The organism is Arenimonas donghaensis DSM 18148 = HO3-R19 (assembly GCF_000743535.1).
Taxonomy (GTDB): domain Bacteria; phylum Pseudomonadota; class Gammaproteobacteria; order Xanthomonadales; family Xanthomonadaceae; genus Arenimonas; species Arenimonas donghaensis.
The window spans coordinates 84912-98953 of sequence record NZ_AVCJ01000048.1 but is presented as its reverse complement, the minus strand read 5'-3'; the positions used below and the strand labels follow the sequence as shown (position 1 = coordinate 98953).

The 14042-nt window shown below is 70.3% G+C and carries 14 protein-coding genes and 1 riboswitch; of the genes, 8 read left to right on the top strand and 6 right to left on the bottom strand.

The genetic code is table 11. The features are described from left to right. The 6 genes from N788_RS12060 to rph form a co-directional block, all read right to left on the bottom strand. Positions 1–777 (bottom strand): DUF1631 family protein (locus N788_RS12060; protein WP_034225405.1); only part of this gene is annotated, 777 nt, incomplete at its 3' end. A gap of 103 nt (positions 778–880) precedes the next feature. Further along, positions 881–2695: a TonB-dependent receptor domain-containing protein gene (locus N788_RS12055; protein ID WP_034225404.1), complete on the bottom strand. Its 1815-nt coding sequence runs from the start codon at positions 2693–2695 to the stop codon at positions 881–883. 131 nt (positions 2696–2826) lie between these two features. Further along, positions 2827–3009, bottom strand: a riboswitch (cobalamin riboswitch). 13 nt (positions 3010–3022) lie between these two features. Further along, positions 3023–3208 carry a CPXCG motif-containing cysteine-rich protein gene (locus N788_RS12050; RefSeq protein ID WP_034225403.1) on the bottom strand — a complete coding sequence of 62 codons (186 nt, stop codon included), beginning with the start codon at positions 3206–3208 and terminating at the stop codon, positions 3023–3025. 46 nt (positions 3209–3254) lie between these two features. Next, the gene (gene hemW, locus N788_RS12045) at positions 3255–4418 is read right to left on the bottom strand and encodes a radical SAM family heme chaperone HemW (RefSeq protein ID WP_034225401.1); all 1164 of its coding nucleotides are present in this window, start codon (positions 4416–4418) and stop codon (positions 3255–3257) included. After that, positions 4415–5008 carry an RdgB/HAM1 family non-canonical purine NTP pyrophosphatase gene (gene rdgB / locus N788_RS12040; protein ID WP_034225400.1) on the bottom strand — a complete coding sequence of 198 codons (594 nt, stop codon included), beginning with the start codon at positions 5006–5008 and terminating at the stop codon, positions 4415–4417. The genes hemW and rdgB overlap by 4 nt, the downstream gene beginning before the upstream one ends. 3 nt (positions 5009–5011) lie before the next feature. Continuing rightward, positions 5012–5740 (bottom strand): ribonuclease PH, encoded by a 729-nt coding sequence (rph, locus tag N788_RS12035; RefSeq protein ID WP_034225398.1) that lies wholly within the window; start codon positions 5738–5740, stop codon positions 5012–5014. A 67-nt stretch (positions 5741–5807) separates the two neighbouring features. Here rph and N788_RS12030 point away from each other — a divergent pair, with 67 nt between their 5' ends. From N788_RS12030 to N788_RS11995, 8 genes are all read left to right on the top strand, one after another. Beyond that, a complete protein-coding gene (locus N788_RS12030) occupies positions 5808–6671 on the top strand; it encodes a YicC/YloC family endoribonuclease (protein ID WP_034225396.1) in 864 nt (287 codons plus the stop codon). Next, positions 6668–7288 (top strand): guanylate kinase, encoded by a 621-nt coding sequence (gmk, locus tag N788_RS12025; RefSeq protein ID WP_034225395.1) that lies wholly within the window; start codon positions 6668–6670, stop codon positions 7286–7288. Before N788_RS12030 ends, gmk begins: the two co-directional genes overlap by 4 nt. Before the next feature lie 96 nt (positions 7289–7384). Then, on the top strand, positions 7385–7687 hold the full coding sequence (gene rpoZ, locus N788_RS12020; protein WP_034225393.1) for a DNA-directed RNA polymerase subunit omega: 303 nt from the start codon (positions 7385–7387) through the stop codon (positions 7685–7687). A 68-nt stretch (positions 7688–7755) separates the two neighbouring features. Beyond that, the gene (locus N788_RS12015; RefSeq protein ID WP_034225391.1) at positions 7756–9930 is read left to right on the top strand and encodes a RelA/SpoT family protein; all 2175 of its coding nucleotides are present in this window, start codon (positions 7756–7758) and stop codon (positions 9928–9930) included. A 67-nt stretch (positions 9931–9997) separates the two neighbouring features. Then, the gene (locus N788_RS12010; protein WP_034225389.1) at positions 9998–10381 is read left to right on the top strand and encodes a RidA family protein; all 384 of its coding nucleotides are present in this window, start codon (positions 9998–10000) and stop codon (positions 10379–10381) included. Positions 10382–10384: 3 nt separating this feature from the next. After that, positions 10385–12508, top strand: a complete 2124-nt coding sequence (gene recG, locus N788_RS12005; protein ID WP_051924624.1) for an ATP-dependent DNA helicase RecG — start codon at positions 10385–10387, stop codon at positions 12506–12508. A gap of 35 nt (positions 12509–12543) precedes the next feature. Beyond that, positions 12544–13476: a nucleoside hydrolase gene (locus N788_RS12000; RefSeq protein ID WP_034225387.1), complete on the top strand. Its 933-nt coding sequence runs from the start codon at positions 12544–12546 to the stop codon at positions 13474–13476. Between the two features lie 88 nt (positions 13477–13564). Next, the gene (locus N788_RS11995; protein WP_034225384.1) at positions 13565–13807 is read left to right on the top strand and encodes a type B 50S ribosomal protein L31; all 243 of its coding nucleotides are present in this window, start codon (positions 13565–13567) and stop codon (positions 13805–13807) included. Positions 13808–14042: the final 235 nt, after the last annotated feature.

The window sequence follows — 14042 nt, the reverse complement described above, 5'->3', positions numbered from 1 at the left end:
GGCAGGCGTGCTGGCGTCGCTGGCCGGCGCCTGCCGGGGCTTCGCCGGGCTGGCAGCCGCCATCGGCCGTGCACGGACCGGAACGTAGTGCAGGTTGGGCAGCACGCCGTTGCGGGACAGGTAGGTGTTGATCGATTCGATGAAGGTGCCGTACAGCGGCGACAGGTGGCGTTCGAAGGTGCGGTACAGCAGCGCGCGATGCTCGGCGCTCAGCTCCAGGCATTCGGCGGCCTGGCGCAGCATGCGCGACAGGCTGTGCGGCCCGACCGGCAGGGTCTCGGCATCGAAGGCCGGCTTGCCCGCCAGCACGCCGAAACGCTGCCCCAGCAGGTAGAGCGGCAGGCTGTTGCGTACTTCCACGCGGCCCGCGACCTCGGCCAGCACCGTGGCCTCGTCCATCTCCAGGTTGTCCACCAGGGCCATTTCGTCGCGGTTGAAACGGAAGCCGCCGATCAGCGGCTTCTGGCCGGGCGGATCCTTGATGCAGGCGAGCTCGGCCTCCAGCGCGATCAGGAAGCGCGGCACCAGGTCGGGCCGCGTGCGCTTGACCAGCCGCTGCGCTTCCAGCCAGCGCGTTTGCACGATGTTGCTGCGGGCCTGTTCAGCGTATTTGAACAGCTGCTGCTCGAACTCGTTGAGCGTTCCCACGAGCGTGCGTTCGATTTCATCGGACGCATACTCAAGGATGCCGCCCAACAGGCTGCGAACCCTGTCCGGCAGTGGCCGCGACGCCAGCGTCGGGGCCGGCGCGTGCGGAGGTGGTGCGGATGCGGGCATCCGTCTCTCCGAGTGATTCCCCAGCGCGATTCTAGGCACACCCGGGCGCCCACGCCTAGGGCCGGGCCACCCGCGTCACCGCTGACGCGGGTGGCCGGAACGACTAGTGTTTGCCGTTCCAGACCAATCCGAGCACGACGCTGCGCCCCGGGGTGTTGTAACCCTGCACCAGGGTGTAGTCGCGATCGGTCAGGTTCTCGATGCGTGCTTCGAGCCGCCACGAGGCCGAAACCGTCCAGGCCAGGCGCAGGTGCGCGATGGCGTAGGCCCCCGGATCGCCGCCGAAGTCGCGCCGCGACGAAGCGTAGTCGCCGTCGAGGCCGAGCTCGAGGCCGTTGCCGAAACGGTAGCCGATGTCGGCGTGGGCCTTGTGCCGCGCCCGGCGCAGCAGCGCCAGTCCGGTGGCCTCGTCTTCGGTGTCGAGCCAGGCGAGGTTGCCGCCGTAGGTCCAGGACGCGCCGTCGTAGCGGTACTCAAGCTCGACGCCGTCCATGCGGGCGCGGTTGATGTTGATCGCGTTGTTGGTACCCGGTGCCGCGAAGGCGACCAGGTCGCGCACGCGGGTTCGATAGGCCGACAGGTCCAGGCGGTGGCCCGGGGCCAGCCCCAGCGACAGGCCCGCCTCCCAGGTGTTCGATCGTTCGGGGTGCAGGTCGGGGTTGCCGGCAAAGCCATAGCCGGTGTCCGGGTAATAAAGCTCGTTGAAGTTCGGGGCCCGGAAACCCTCGCCCCAGGACAGACGGAACAGGCCGGCGTCGCCGAAGGCCAGACCCCAGGCCGCATTGGCGGTGGTGGCCGCACCGAACTGGTCGCTGTCGTCGTGGCGGACCGACAGGTCGAGCAGCTGGCTGCCGAAGCGGCCACCGTAGCTGGCGAAGGCGGCCTGGCTGCGACGGCTGCGCGAGAACGTCTCGCCGTCGAAGACGTTCGAGGAGATGCCCTGCTCGTCCTGCCAGTTCACGCCCAGGTTCAGGGTGCCGGTGGCGCCCAGGGCCAGGGTGTTCACCCAGTCCAGGTGGCTGCGCCGGCTGCGGAAGGCGTTGCTGAAGCCCGAAACGGTGTCGAGGTCCTCGCGGGCGTGGCCCAGGGCCAGCTGGTGGCTCCAGTTCGCGCCCAGGTCGCCCCCCAGGCTGAGCCCGACGGAGCGATTCCGGGCCCGGGTGGTGCCCTGGTCGAATTCGACGTCGCCCTCGGTGGCGATGGCATTGAACGCCAGGCGCTGGCTGCCCAGCGTGCTGCGACCGCGCAGCCCCAGGTTGAGGTTGCGGTAGCCGTCGTCGTCGGGGTCGAAGCCCCAGGCGTCGGCATTGCTGGCGGAAAAGCCGCGCAAGCGCTGCCAGCCGGCGGTGAGGCCCCATCCGCGGTCGTCGTCGCCGACGCCGGTGCCGGCATTGGCGCCGATCCGGCCGTAGCTGCCCGCGAATACCCGCGCCGACGCGGCCGAAGGGTCCCGGGTGAAGATGTGGATGACGCCGGCGATGGCGTCCGAACCCCAGATCGCCGCCCGCGGACCGCGCACGATCTCGATGCGCTCGATCTGTTCTATAGGCAGGTGGGCGAAGTCGAACACGCCCTGGCCCGTGGAGGCGACGCGCACGCCGTCCACCAGCACCAGGGCATGGGGGGCGTTTCCTCCGCGCAGGAACACGGTGCTGGCATTGCCCGGGCCGCCGGTGCGGGCGATGTCGACGCCGACCTGGCGCGACAGCAGGTCGATCAGGTCGGGAGCCTGGCTGGTCTCGATCTCCTGGCGGGTGATCACCGTGACCGAGGCCAGGGTTTCGGTGACCGGGCGTTCGACCCGGTTGGCGGTGACCTGGACGGCATCAAGCGTGCGCGCGTCCCGGGCCATGGCCGGGGCGGAAAGGGACAAGGCGACGGCCACGCACAGGGCGTGGTGGTTGGCTGGGGAAAACATGATGGTGAAACCTCCTGTGACGCTCACCCGCGGGTCGTGGCGCGTGCACAGGGAAGAGGGGAACGCACAGGGCCGGGGCCATGGCGCCGCCCCGCCGCCCTCCGCGACGCGCCGTGGTGGCCGCCGGACGCGCCGGCAGCCAGCCCCCGGCCGGTCTCCGGGCTTGCCAGTGGCGCGACGGGCGTCGCGCCGGCCTTCCGCCTTCCCATGCCCGGGGGCACAGTGGCTTGCTGAAAGGCTTAGCTGGCCTACCGTTGCGGGGGCAGCGCCGGATTCAGACCGGCTTCCCGAGCACCAGGGGCGGGTGAATTCTAGATCAAGACCGGGTCAGTCGTCGCGGTCGGCTTCGAAACCCGCGAGGCCGCCGTCGCCGCCCACGTGCAGGCGCACGGTGATGGGCCGGCAGCAGACGAAGCAGTCCTCCACGTATTCGGTGTCGCCGGCCGACGGGTCGGCCACGGTTTCGAAACGTTCCCCGCAGTGCGGGCAGGTCAGGACGATGGTGTCGAGCATGCGGCCCACCTTGCCGTCCTGCGCCTTAGCGGCGCGTGAGCGCGCTTCAGTCCCTGAGGAACAGGCCGATCACATCGTTGGTGAAGCGCTGGCCGAGTTCGGTGGGTCGCCAGTGATCGCCGCTGGCCTCGAGCCAGCCACGCTGGCGGGCGTGTTCGAGCTCGGTGGCGACCTGGTCGCGACCCAGTCCGGTGCGGGCCTCGAAGTCGGCCAGGCTGAAGCCTTCCACCAGGCGCAGCGCATTGAGCATGTAGTCGAAGGGCCGGTTGGCCGGGGCGATGGCGTCGTCGCCGCCGATGCCGTCCGGCGTGCCGGCGTGGGCGAGGTAGTCGCGCGGGTTCTTGGGTTTCCAGCGCCGCCGGATCTCGCCGGTGGCGCCCAGGCTGATCTTGCCGTGGGCGCCGGCGCCGATGCCCAGGTAGTCGCCGAAGCGCCAGTAGTTGAGGTTGTGCGCGCACTGGCGGCCGGGCCGGGCATAGGCGCTGACTTCGTACTGTGCGTAGCCGGCGGCGGCCATGGCCTGGATGCAGTGTTCCTGGATGTCCCAGGCGCTGTCTTCGTCGGGCAGGCCGGCCGGCGGCCGCGCCGCGAAGGCCGTGTTCGGTTCCATCGTCAGCTGGTAATGGGACAGGTGCGCGGGTTGCAGCGCCACCGCACGCTCGACGTCGTGCAGGGCCATGGCCAGGTCCTGGCCGGGCAGCGCATACATCAGGTCGAGGTTGAGGTTGTCCAGGCCGGCGTCCTGGGCCAGCTTCACGGCGCGCTCGGCCTCCTGGCTGTCATGGATGCGGCCCAGCCGGCGAAGGCAGCCGTCGTCGAAGCTCTGGATGCCGAAGCTGATGCGGTTCACGCCCGCGGCGCGGTAGTGCTCGAAGCGGCCGAATTCGGCCGTGCCCGGATTGCATTCCATCGTCACCTCGGCGCCGGGCGCGAAACGCAGGCGGGCGCTGCAGGCCGAGAGGATGTCGCCGATGGCTTCGGGCGGGAACAGGCTGGGCGTGCCGCCGCCGAAGAACACGCTGTGCACCGGCCGTCCCCAGGCCAGGGGCAGGTCCTGCTCGAGGTCGCGCACCAGCGCGGCCACGTACGCCTTCACCGGCAGTTCGCCGGTTTTCCCATGCGAGTTGAAGTCGCAGTACGGGCACTTCTTCACGCACCACGGGACATGGATGTACAGCGACAGCGGCGGTGGCACCAGCAGGCCGCTCATGCCCCGGCGAGCAGTTCGCGCAGGCGGGCGATGGCCTGGCCGCGGTGGCTGGTGCGGTTCTTGGTGGCGGCGTCGAGTTCGGCCGCGGTCCTGCCGCTGGCCGGGTCCAGGAACACGGGGTCGTAGCCGAAACCGGCCCCGCCGCGCGGCGCCGGCAGGATTCGCCCGAACCACCGACCCTGGGCCACCAGCGGTTCGGGGTCGTCGGCGTGGCGCAGCAGCACCAGGACGCAGCTGAAGTGGGCTTCGCGCTGCTCGTCGCGCAGTTCGTGCATGGCTTCGAGCAGCTTGGCGATGTTGCCGGCCGAGTCGCCGTGTTTGCCGGCATACCGCGCGCTGTGGATGCCCGGCGCACCGCCCAGGGCCGGCACCACCAGCCCCGAGTCGTCCGCCAGCGCCGGCAGCCCGGTCGCCAGGCAGGCGTGCCGCGCCTTGATCAGCGCGTTTTCCAGGAAGGTCTTGCCGTCTTCGACCGCATCATCGACCCCCAGCTCGCCCTGGGTCACCAGCGCATGGCCGAACTCGGCCAGCAGCGGCCTGAGCTCGGCCAGCTTGCCCGGGTTGGAGGTAGCGAGCACCAGTTGCGGCATGCGTCAGGCAGCCAGCGCGGCACGCTGCAGGGCGACCAGGTCGGCGACGCCTTTTTCGGCCAGGGCCAGCATCGCGTCGAGTTCGCCGCGGCGGAAGGCATGGCCTTCGGCGGTGCCCTGGACTTCGATGAAGCCGCCGCCGTCGTTCATCACGACGTTCATGTCGGTGTCGCAGCCGCTGTCTTCGCGGTAGTCCAGGTCGAGCACCGGCGTACCCTGCCAGATGCCCACCGACACCGCGGCGACGGCGCCCACGACCGGGTCGCGGGTGATTTCACCCTTGGCCTTGAGCCAGCTGATCGCGTCGCACAGCGCCACGTAGGCGCCGGTGATGGCCGCGCAGCGGGTGCCGCCGTCGGCCTGCAGCACGTCGCAGTCCAGGGTGATGGTGCGTTCGCCCAGCGCGCGGCGGTCGACGCAGGCGCGCAGGCTCCGCCCGATCAGACGCTGGATCTCCAGCGTCCGGCCACCCTGCTTGCCACGCGAGGCCTCGCGGTCATTGCGGGTGTTGGTGGCGCGCGGCAGCATCCCGTACTCGGCGGTGACCCAGCCTTCGCCCTTGCCGCGCAGGAAGCCCGGCACGCGCGATTCGACGCTGGCGGTGCACAACACGCGGGTGTCGCCGAAGCTCACCAGCACCGAGCCTTCGGCATGCCGGGTGTAGTTGCGTTCGATACCGATGGCGCGAAGTTCATCGTGGGCGCGGCCGCTGGGGCGGGAGGAAGCAGTCATCGGCGGTGATCCGGCAATCTTTGGCCGGCTAGATTACCATTCGGGCTGTTTCCCACCGGCCCCGCCCATGATCCGCAGCATGACCGCCTTTGCCGCCTGCGAGCGCGCCGCCACCGGTGGCCAGCTGGCCTGCGAGCTGCGCGCCGTCAACCATCGCTTCCACGAACTGGTGGTGCGCGCCCCCGAGGAACTGCGGGCGATCGAGCCGGCGCTGCGCGAACGCGTGTCCCAGAAGGTCACGCGCGGCAAGGTCGACCTGGTGCTGCGCTTCCGGCCGGCCGCCGGCAGTCGCGGCGAACTCAGGCTCAACCAGCCGCTGCTCGACCAGCTGGCAGCGGCCGCCCAGGCGACGCAGGCCCGTTTCCCCGCGCTGCGCACCGAATTCACCGAACTGCTGCGCTACCCCGGCGTGGTCGAAGAAGAAGCCCTGGACCAGGCCGGCCTGCAGGCCGACGCCCTGGCCCTGCTGGAGGACACCCTGGCCGAATTCGTCGCCGCACGGGAACGCGAAGGCGCCAAGCTCGCCGCGGTGATGAGCGAGCGCATCGACGGCATCGAGCGCATCACCGGCCAGGTCCGCGAGTGGCTGCCGGAGATCCGGGTCGCCCTGCGCGCCAAGCTCGACGGCAAGCTCGCCGACCTCAAGCAGCCGCTGGAACCGGGCCGGCTGGAGCAGGAAGTGGTGCTGAACCTGCAGAAGATCGACGTGGACGAAGAGCTGGACCGCCTGGCCAGCCACGTCGCCGAGGCCCGGCGCGTGCTCGGCCTGCCCGAAGCCGTCGGCCGTCGCCTGGACTTCCTGATGCAGGAGTTCAACCGCGAGGCCAACACCCTGGGTTCGAAGTCGGTGGACAGCCGCACCACCCAGGCCGCGGTCGAACTGAAGGTGCTGATCGAACAACTCCGCGAACAGGTGCAGAACCTCGAATGAACACGCCCAGGGGCACGCTCTTCATCGTCGCCGCGCCCTCGGGGGCCGGCAAGTCCAGCCTGGTCAACGCGGTGCTGGCCAAGGAGCCGGGCATCGCCCTGTCGATTTCCTTCACCTCGCGCGCGCCGCGGCCCGGCGAGCGGCACGCCCAGCACTACCACTTCGTCAGCAAGGACGAATTCAAGCGCATGGTCGCCGACGGTGACTTCTTCGAACATGCCCTGGTCCACGGCGACTACAAGGGCACGGCCCGGCAGTCGGTGGAGCCGCAGCTGGCCTCGGGCAAGGACGTGCTGCTGGAGATCGACTGGCAGGGCGCACGCCAGGTCCGCGAGCAGGTGCCCGACAGCGTCAGCGTCTTCATCCTGCCGCCGTCCCGGGACGCCCTGCAGACCCGGATGCGCAACCGGGGCCAGGACAGCGAGGAGACCATCGCCCGCCGGCTGGCCGCCGCGCGCGAGGAAATGAGCCATTACGACGAGTTCGACTACGTCATCGTCAACGAGCACTTCGACGCCGCCGCGGCCGAGCTGCGGGCGATCTTCGTCGCCCACCGCCTGCGCCAACCGGTCCAGGCCCGGCGCCACGCCGGCCTGATCCGCGACCTGCTGGCCTGATTGCAGGGGAAGCCGGCCAGGGGTAGAATGCCCGGTTCACGTAACTCATTGATTTTCCGTGGTGCCCCGGCCGGGCCCCGCGGCTGAGGAGATCCCATGGCCCGCATTACCGTGGAAGACTGCCTGTCCGTCGTGGACAATCGTTTCGAGCTGGTCCTGATGGCGTCCAAGCGCGCCCGCCAGCTGGCCAAGGGCGTGGAGCCGGCGCTGGACAACTCCGAGAACGACGACAAGCCCACCGTGCTGGCGCTGCGTGAAATCGCCGCCCGCAAGGTCGACCAGGCCATGATCGACGACGTCGAGCGCGCCGAGCGCGAGCGTGCCGAGCGTGAAGCCCTGGAATGGGCCGCCGCCGAAGTGGTGGACGACGACCTGGGCAAGGGCGGCGACGACCTCTGATCCGCCCTGCCGGGCCGGCTGCAGCCCCCGGCATTGATGCCTTTCCCGCGCCCGCGTAGGCTCCGGGCATGTCTTCGTTTTCCAAGCCAACCCTGGCTCAGGCCCCGTGTCCGGACCCGTGTCCCGACGCGGTGCTGGCGCTCGAGCGCCGGCTGGCCGAATACCTGCCGCCCGAGCAGGTCCTGCGGGTTCGCCGCGCTTACGAAGTAGGCGCCCGCGCCCACGAGGGGCAGATTCGCAAGTCCGGCGAGGCCTACATCACCCATCCGGTGGCGGTCGCGTCCCTGTTGGCCGACCTGCGGCTCGACGCCGAAACCCTCTGCGCCGCCATCCTGCACGACGCGCTGGAAGACACGCCGCTGCCGCGAAGCGAGATCGAGCGCGAGTTCAGCCCGGCGGTGGCCGAACTGGTCGATGGCGTCACCAAGCTCGACAAGCTGCAGTTCCGCGACCGCCAGGAGGCTGCCGCTGAGAGCTTTCGCAAGATGATGCTGGCGATGGCGCGCGACCTGCGCGTCATCCTGATCAAGCTGGCCGACCGCCTGCACAACATGCGCACGCTCGACGCCATGGCCGCCGATTCGCGCCGGCGCATCGCCCGCGAAACCCTCGAGATCTACGCGCCCATCGCCCAGCGACTGGGCATGAACAAGTTCAAGGCCGAGCTGCAGGACCTGGGCTTCCGGGCCCTGCATCCCAAGCGCCATGAAGTGATTTCCCGGCGCATCGCCTCCCAGCCGGTGATGCGTCGCGAAGCCCTGGCCACCGTCGAGGCCCAGCTGGCGCAGCGCCTGGCCAAGGAACAGCTCCCGCACTCGCTGGTGAGTCGGGTCAAGTCGCCCTGGAGCATCTACACCAAGATGAAGCAGGAGCACAAAAGCCTCGACCAAGTGCTCGACGTCTTCGGCTTCCGGATCGTGGTGCACGAGGTGATGCAGTGTTACCACGCGCTTGGCGCCGTGCACTCGGTCTACAAGCCGCTCGAAGGCCGCTTCCGCGACTTCATCGCCATCCCCAAGGCCAATGGTTACCAGAGCCTGCACACGGTGCTGTTCGGTCCGTATGGCGCGCCGGTCGAGGTGCAGATCCGTACCGACGAAATGGACCAGGTGGCCGAGCGCGGCGTCGCCGCGCATTGGCTCTACAAGAGTTCCGGCTCGGGCAGCAGCGCCGCCCAGACCCGGGCCCAGGACTGGATCCGCAACCTGATGGACACCCAGCAGGCAGCCGGTTCGTCGCTGGAGTTCCTGGACAACGTCAAGGTCGACCTGTTCCCCGACGAGGTTTACCTGTTCACGCCCCAGGGCGACATCATGGCGCTGCCGCGCAACGCCACCGCGCTGGATTTCGCCTATGCCGTGCACACCGACGTCGGTAACCACGCGGTCGCCGCCCGCGTCGACAAGAAGCTGGTGCCGCTGCGCACCAAGCTCGCCAGTGGCCAGAGCGTCGAGATCATCACTGCGCCCTCGGCCTCGCCCGGGCCGCAGTGGCTCGAATACGTGGTCTCGAGCAAGGCGCGCACCGCCATCCGCCATTTCCTCAAGCGGCTCGAGCACGAAGACGCCGTGGACCTGGGCCACCGCATGCTCGACCGTGCGCTCGAGGCCATGGAGAGTTCGCTTGACCGGGTGCCGGCGGACCGCATCGAACAGCTGCTGGCCGACCTGCGCTACCGGCGCCTGGAAGAACTGCTCGCCGACATCGCCCTGGGCAACCGCATGCCGGCGCAGGTGGCGCGCATGATGGCCAACGGCCAGGACGACCTGCCGTTGCCCGGCGAGGAAACGACGCTGGCGCCGACCGAGCGCATCATGATCACCGGCAACGAACGCGGCGTGCTCAGTTTCGCCGCGTGCTGCCATCCGATCCCGGGCGACGAGATCATGGGTTACCTCAGCGCCGGCAAGGGCGTGGTGGTGCACCGCACCGATTGCCCGAACGTCGCCGAGTACCGCAAGTTCCCCGAGCGCTGCGTGCCCATGGCCTGGGACCGCAACGTCGAGGGCGACTACCGCGTGATCCTGCGCATCGAGGTCGAGAACAAGCCCGGCGTGCTGGCCCAGGTGGCCGCCGCGGTCGCGGAAAGCGACTCCAACATCGACGCGGTCGAATACCGCGAACGCGACCTGACGGTGTCGGTGATGGAGTTCTCCATCGAAGTCAGCCATCGCAAGCACCTGGCCGACGTCATCCGTCGCATCCGGCGTCTGGGCGTCGTGCACGGGGTGCAGCGACTCTGATCGCGGCTGGCGGGTGGCGGCGGGGCGCTCCTACAATGGTCGTCCACCCCCGACGCCGAGGTCCGCCATGCCCCGCAACGCCATCTCCACCGAACAGGCGCCCGCCGCCATCGGCCCCTACTCCCAGGCCGTGCGCGCCGGCGGCACGGTCTACCTGTCGGGGCAGATCCCGCTCGACCCGGCCAGCGGTGCGCTGGTGCAGGCCGACATCGCCACCGAAGCCCGGCGCGTGTTCGACAACCTCAAGGCGGTCTGCGAGGCCGCCGGCGGCAGCCTGGACGACGTGGCCCGCATCGGCATCTACGTCATCGACATGTCGGACTTCGCCGCGATCAACGAGGTGATGGCCGACTATTTCCAGGCGCCGTACCCGGCGCGATCCACCATCCAGGTGGCCGGCCTGCCCAGGGGGGCGCGCGTCGAGGTCGACGCGGTGCTGGTCACCGGCTAGGGCATGAAACGACGGCCGCGCCGCAGCGGCACCGAGGCACCCGGGCTGGCCCCCGTCGGCGCGCAGTCGGTTTCGACCCTGCCCGGGGTGGGACCGAAGGTCGCTGAAAAACTCCTCGCGCGCGGCCTGCAGACCCTGCAGGACCTGTGGCTGCACCTGCCCCTGCGCTACGAGGACCGCACCCGCATCCAGGCCATCGGATCGCTGCGGCCCGGCCAGCCGGCGCAGGTACTGGCGCGCGTGGAGGCGGTCGAGCGCAGCTTCCGCTACCGGCCGATGCTGCGCGTGGCGATCGGCGATGATTCCCACGGCACCCTGGTGCTGCGTTTTTTCCACTTCGGCAAGGCCCAGGTCGCGCAGTTCGTGCCGGGGCGACGGATCCTGTGTTACGGCGAGGTCCGGCCGGGCCAGCACGGCCTGGAAATGGTGCATCCGAGCTACCGCCTGCTGGCCGACGACGCCGAGGCCAGCCCGCGCGATTCGCTCGACCCGGTCTACCCGGCCGTCGAAGGGCTGGGTCCGCTTTCGGTGTCCCGGCTGGTCGGCGAGGCGCTGAAACAATTGCCCGAGACGGCCGAACTCGAGCTCCTGCCCCAGGGCATGCGCGAACGCCTCGGCCTGCCGAGCCTGCGCGAAGCCCTGCTGACCGCACACCGCCCGCCGCCGGACGCCGACCTGGCCCTGTTCGCCGTCGGCCGCCACCCGGCCCAGCGCCGCCTGGCCCTGGAGGAACTGCTGGCGCACCACCTGAGCCTCCGCCGCCAGCGCATCGCGCTGCGCGCCCACGGCGCGATGCCGGTGCGGCCGCCGGGCAAGCTGGCCAGGGCGCTGGGGCAGCGCCTGGCCTTCGATCTCACCGGTGCACAGCGACGGGTGCTCGACGAGGTCGCCAGGGACATGGCCCGGCCCGAACCGATGCTGCGCCTGGTGCAGGGCGACGTCGGCAGCGGCAAGACCGTGGTCGCGGCGCTGGCCGCGGCCAATGCCGTGGAAGCCGGCCGCCAGGTGGCGCTGATGGCGCCCACCGAGCTGCTGGCCGAGCAGCACCTCACCAATTTCCGTGCCTGGTTCGAACCCCTGGGCCTGCGCGTGGCCTGGCTGGCCGGCAAGGTCACCGGCAAGGCACGCGCCGCGGCCCTGGAAGAAATCGCCAGTGGCCGCGCCCAGGTGGTGGTCGGTACCCATGCGCTGATGCAGGAGAGCGTCGCGTTTTCGTCGCTGGCGCTGGCGATCGTCGATGAACAGCATCGTTTCGGCGTGCACCAGCGGCTTGCTCTGCGCGACAAGGGCCTGTCCGGATCGCAGGTGCCGCACCAGCTGGTGATGACCGCCACGCCCATCCCGCGCACCCTGGCGATGTCGGCCTACGCCGACCTGGACGTGTCGGTGATCGACGAGATGCCGCCCGGCCGCACGCCCGTGACCACGGTGGCGGTCAGCGGCGAGCGCCGGGCCGAGGTGGTCGAGCGCATCCGCGCCGCCTGTGCCGAGGGGCGCCAGGCCTACTGGGTCTGCACGCTCATCGAGGACAGCGAGGAGGTCGAGGCCCAGGCCGCGCAGTCCACCTTCGACCAGCTGGGCGTCGCCTTGCCGGAACTGCGGCTGGGGCTGCTGCACGGGCGCATGAAGCCGGCGGAGAAACAGGCCGTGATGGCCCGCTTCAAGTCCGGCGAACTGCACCTGCTGGTGGCCACGACGGTGATCGAGGTCGGCGTGGACGTGCCCAACGCCAGCCTGATGCTCATCGAGAACGCCGAGCGCCTGGGCCTGGCCCAGCTGCACCAGCTGCGCGGCCGCGTCGGTCGCGGCGCCGCCGCCTCGAGCTGCGTGCTGATGTACAAGCCGCCGCTGTCGGCGCTGGCGCGCGAGCGGCTGGAAGTGATGCGCGCCAGCACCGATGGCTTCCTGATCGCCGAGAAGGACCTGGAACTGCGCGGTCCCGGCGAGCTGCTCGGCACCCGCCAGACCGGCCTGGCCAGTTTCCGGGTCGCCGAACTGGTGCGCGACGCCGACCTGCTGCCGGAAGTGCACCGCGCCGCCGAGCAGCTGCTGGCCGAGTCGCCGGCGCTGGCCGAGCGGGTGGTCGCGCGCTGGGTGGGCGGAGCGGCGCGTTTCGCCGGGGCCTGAGCCCGCCGCGGCAGCGATTCGGGGATAATCCCCGGATGACCGAACGCATCCCGCTGCTGATCGATACCGACCCGGGCGTGGACGACGCGCTGGCCCTGCTGATGGCCTTCGCCGACCCGCGCCACCACTTGCTCGGACTGACCATCACCGCCGGCAACGTCGGCCTGGCGCATACCGTCGCCAATGCCCTGAAGCTCTGCGAAGTCGCCGGCGTGGACGTACCGGTTTACCCCGGCTGCCCGGTGCCGCTGGTGCACCCGGCCGAAGACGCCGCCTACGTGCACGGCCAGGACGGCTTCGGCGATACCGGCTACAGCCCGGCCGCGCGCCCGGCCGAGGACGAGCACGCCGCCCTGGCGATCCTGCGGCTGGCGCGTGAACACAGCGGCCGGCTGCTGCTGGTGGCCCTGGGGCCGCTGACCAACCTGGCCCTGGCCCTGCGCCTGGACCCGGGCCTGCCGGCCCGGATCGGCCGGCTGGTGGTGATGGGCGGCGCGGTGACGGGGCAGGGCAATACTTCGGTCCCGGCCGAGTTCAACATCGCCTTCGACCCCGAGGCGGCCGACGTGGTGTTCCGGGCCTTCCCGATGGCCGAGGTGGTGGACTGGGAGGTCGTGCTGCGGCACGGGCTGCTGCACGCCGACATCGAGGCCTGGCTGGGTGCCGGCGACGCCCGGGCGCGCTTTTACGCCGACATTTCCCGCGCCAACCGGAAGCGGGCCGAGGACCGCCGCGGCGGGCGCTGGGTCAGCGCCGATTCGCTGGCCATGGCCGTGGCGCTGCGACCGGAGGGGGTCGTGAAGGCCGAGGACCGCCACCTGGCGGTGGAACTGGAGGGCCGGCACAGCCGGGGCGCCACCGTGGTGGACTGGCAGCAGCGCACCGGCCGGCCCGCCAATGCCCGCATCCTGCTGGCTTATGACCAGGCGGCCTACGAGGCCCAGGTCCGGGCCGGCCTGGGCGCCTGAGCGCCGGGCCGCGGTCAGCTTGCCCCGGCCGCCGGATCCAGCTTATAATTCCGGTCTTTCCTCACGAATAACCGGCGGAGCCCCAGCCATGAAGGCCGACATCCATCCGAACTACAAAGAAGTCGTCTTCCAGGACCTGTCCTCCGACTTCGCCTTCCTCACCCGTTCCACCCTTTCCAGCAAGGAAACGGTGAAGTGGGAAGACGGCAAGGAATACCCCCTGGTCAAGATCGACATCAGCTCGGCGTCGCACCCGTTCTACACCGGCAAGCAGAAGGTGATGGACACCGGCGGCCGCGTCGATCGCTTCCGCAAGCGCTACGCCAAGTAAGCGCCCGGCACCGGGCCGCCCCGCGGCCCGCGTCAGAAAAGGCCACCCCCACGGGTGGCCTTTTGCGTTGCAGCCAGAGGGTCCGGAACCGGTCCGGCGTCACTGACTTCGCCGCTTCGGCGTGCGATACTTATGCGAATGGTAGCCGCCCCGGCGGCACCGTCGATTTCCTGTAGCGGGCGCCGCGCCAGCACCTTCCCGGATTGCGGCCCGCACATCCCTGAAAGGAGTCTGC

What these genes read in the sequence shown, in the direction of transcription:
- N788_RS12055 (WP_034225404.1), bottom strand. Translation starts at nt 2,695, where the DNA reads ATGTTTTCCCCAGCCAACCACCACGCCCTGTGCGTGGCCGTCGCCTTG.
- N788_RS12050 (WP_034225403.1), bottom strand. Translation starts at nt 3,208, where the DNA reads ATGCTCGACACCATCGTCCTGACCTGCCCGCACTGCGGGGAACGTTTC.
- hemW (WP_034225401.1), bottom strand. Translation starts at nt 4,418, where the DNA reads ATGAGCGGCCTGCTGGTGCCACCGCCGCTGTCGCTGTACATCCATGTC.
- rdgB (WP_034225400.1), bottom strand. Translation starts at nt 5,008, where the DNA reads ATGCCGCAACTGGTGCTCGCTACCTCCAACCCGGGCAAGCTGGCCGAG.
- rph (WP_034225398.1), bottom strand. Translation starts at nt 5,740, where the DNA reads ATGACTGCTTCCTCCCGCCCCAGCGGCCGCGCCCACGATGAACTTCGC.
- N788_RS12030 (WP_034225396.1), top strand. Translation starts at nt 5,808, where the DNA reads ATGATCCGCAGCATGACCGCCTTTGCCGCCTGCGAGCGCGCCGCCACC.
- gmk (WP_034225395.1), top strand. Translation starts at nt 6,668, where the DNA reads ATGAACACGCCCAGGGGCACGCTCTTCATCGTCGCCGCGCCCTCGGGG.
- rpoZ (WP_034225393.1), top strand. Translation starts at nt 7,385, where the DNA reads ATGGCCCGCATTACCGTGGAAGACTGCCTGTCCGTCGTGGACAATCGT.
- N788_RS12015 (WP_034225391.1), top strand. Translation starts at nt 7,756, where the DNA reads ATGTCTTCGTTTTCCAAGCCAACCCTGGCTCAGGCCCCGTGTCCGGAC.
- N788_RS12010 (WP_034225389.1), top strand. Translation starts at nt 9,998, where the DNA reads ATGCCCCGCAACGCCATCTCCACCGAACAGGCGCCCGCCGCCATCGGC.
- recG (WP_051924624.1), top strand. Translation starts at nt 10,385, where the DNA reads ATGAAACGACGGCCGCGCCGCAGCGGCACCGAGGCACCCGGGCTGGCC.
- N788_RS12000 (WP_034225387.1), top strand. Translation starts at nt 12,544, where the DNA reads ATGACCGAACGCATCCCGCTGCTGATCGATACCGACCCGGGCGTGGAC.
- N788_RS11995 (WP_034225384.1), top strand. Translation starts at nt 13,565, where the DNA reads ATGAAGGCCGACATCCATCCGAACTACAAAGAAGTCGTCTTCCAGGAC.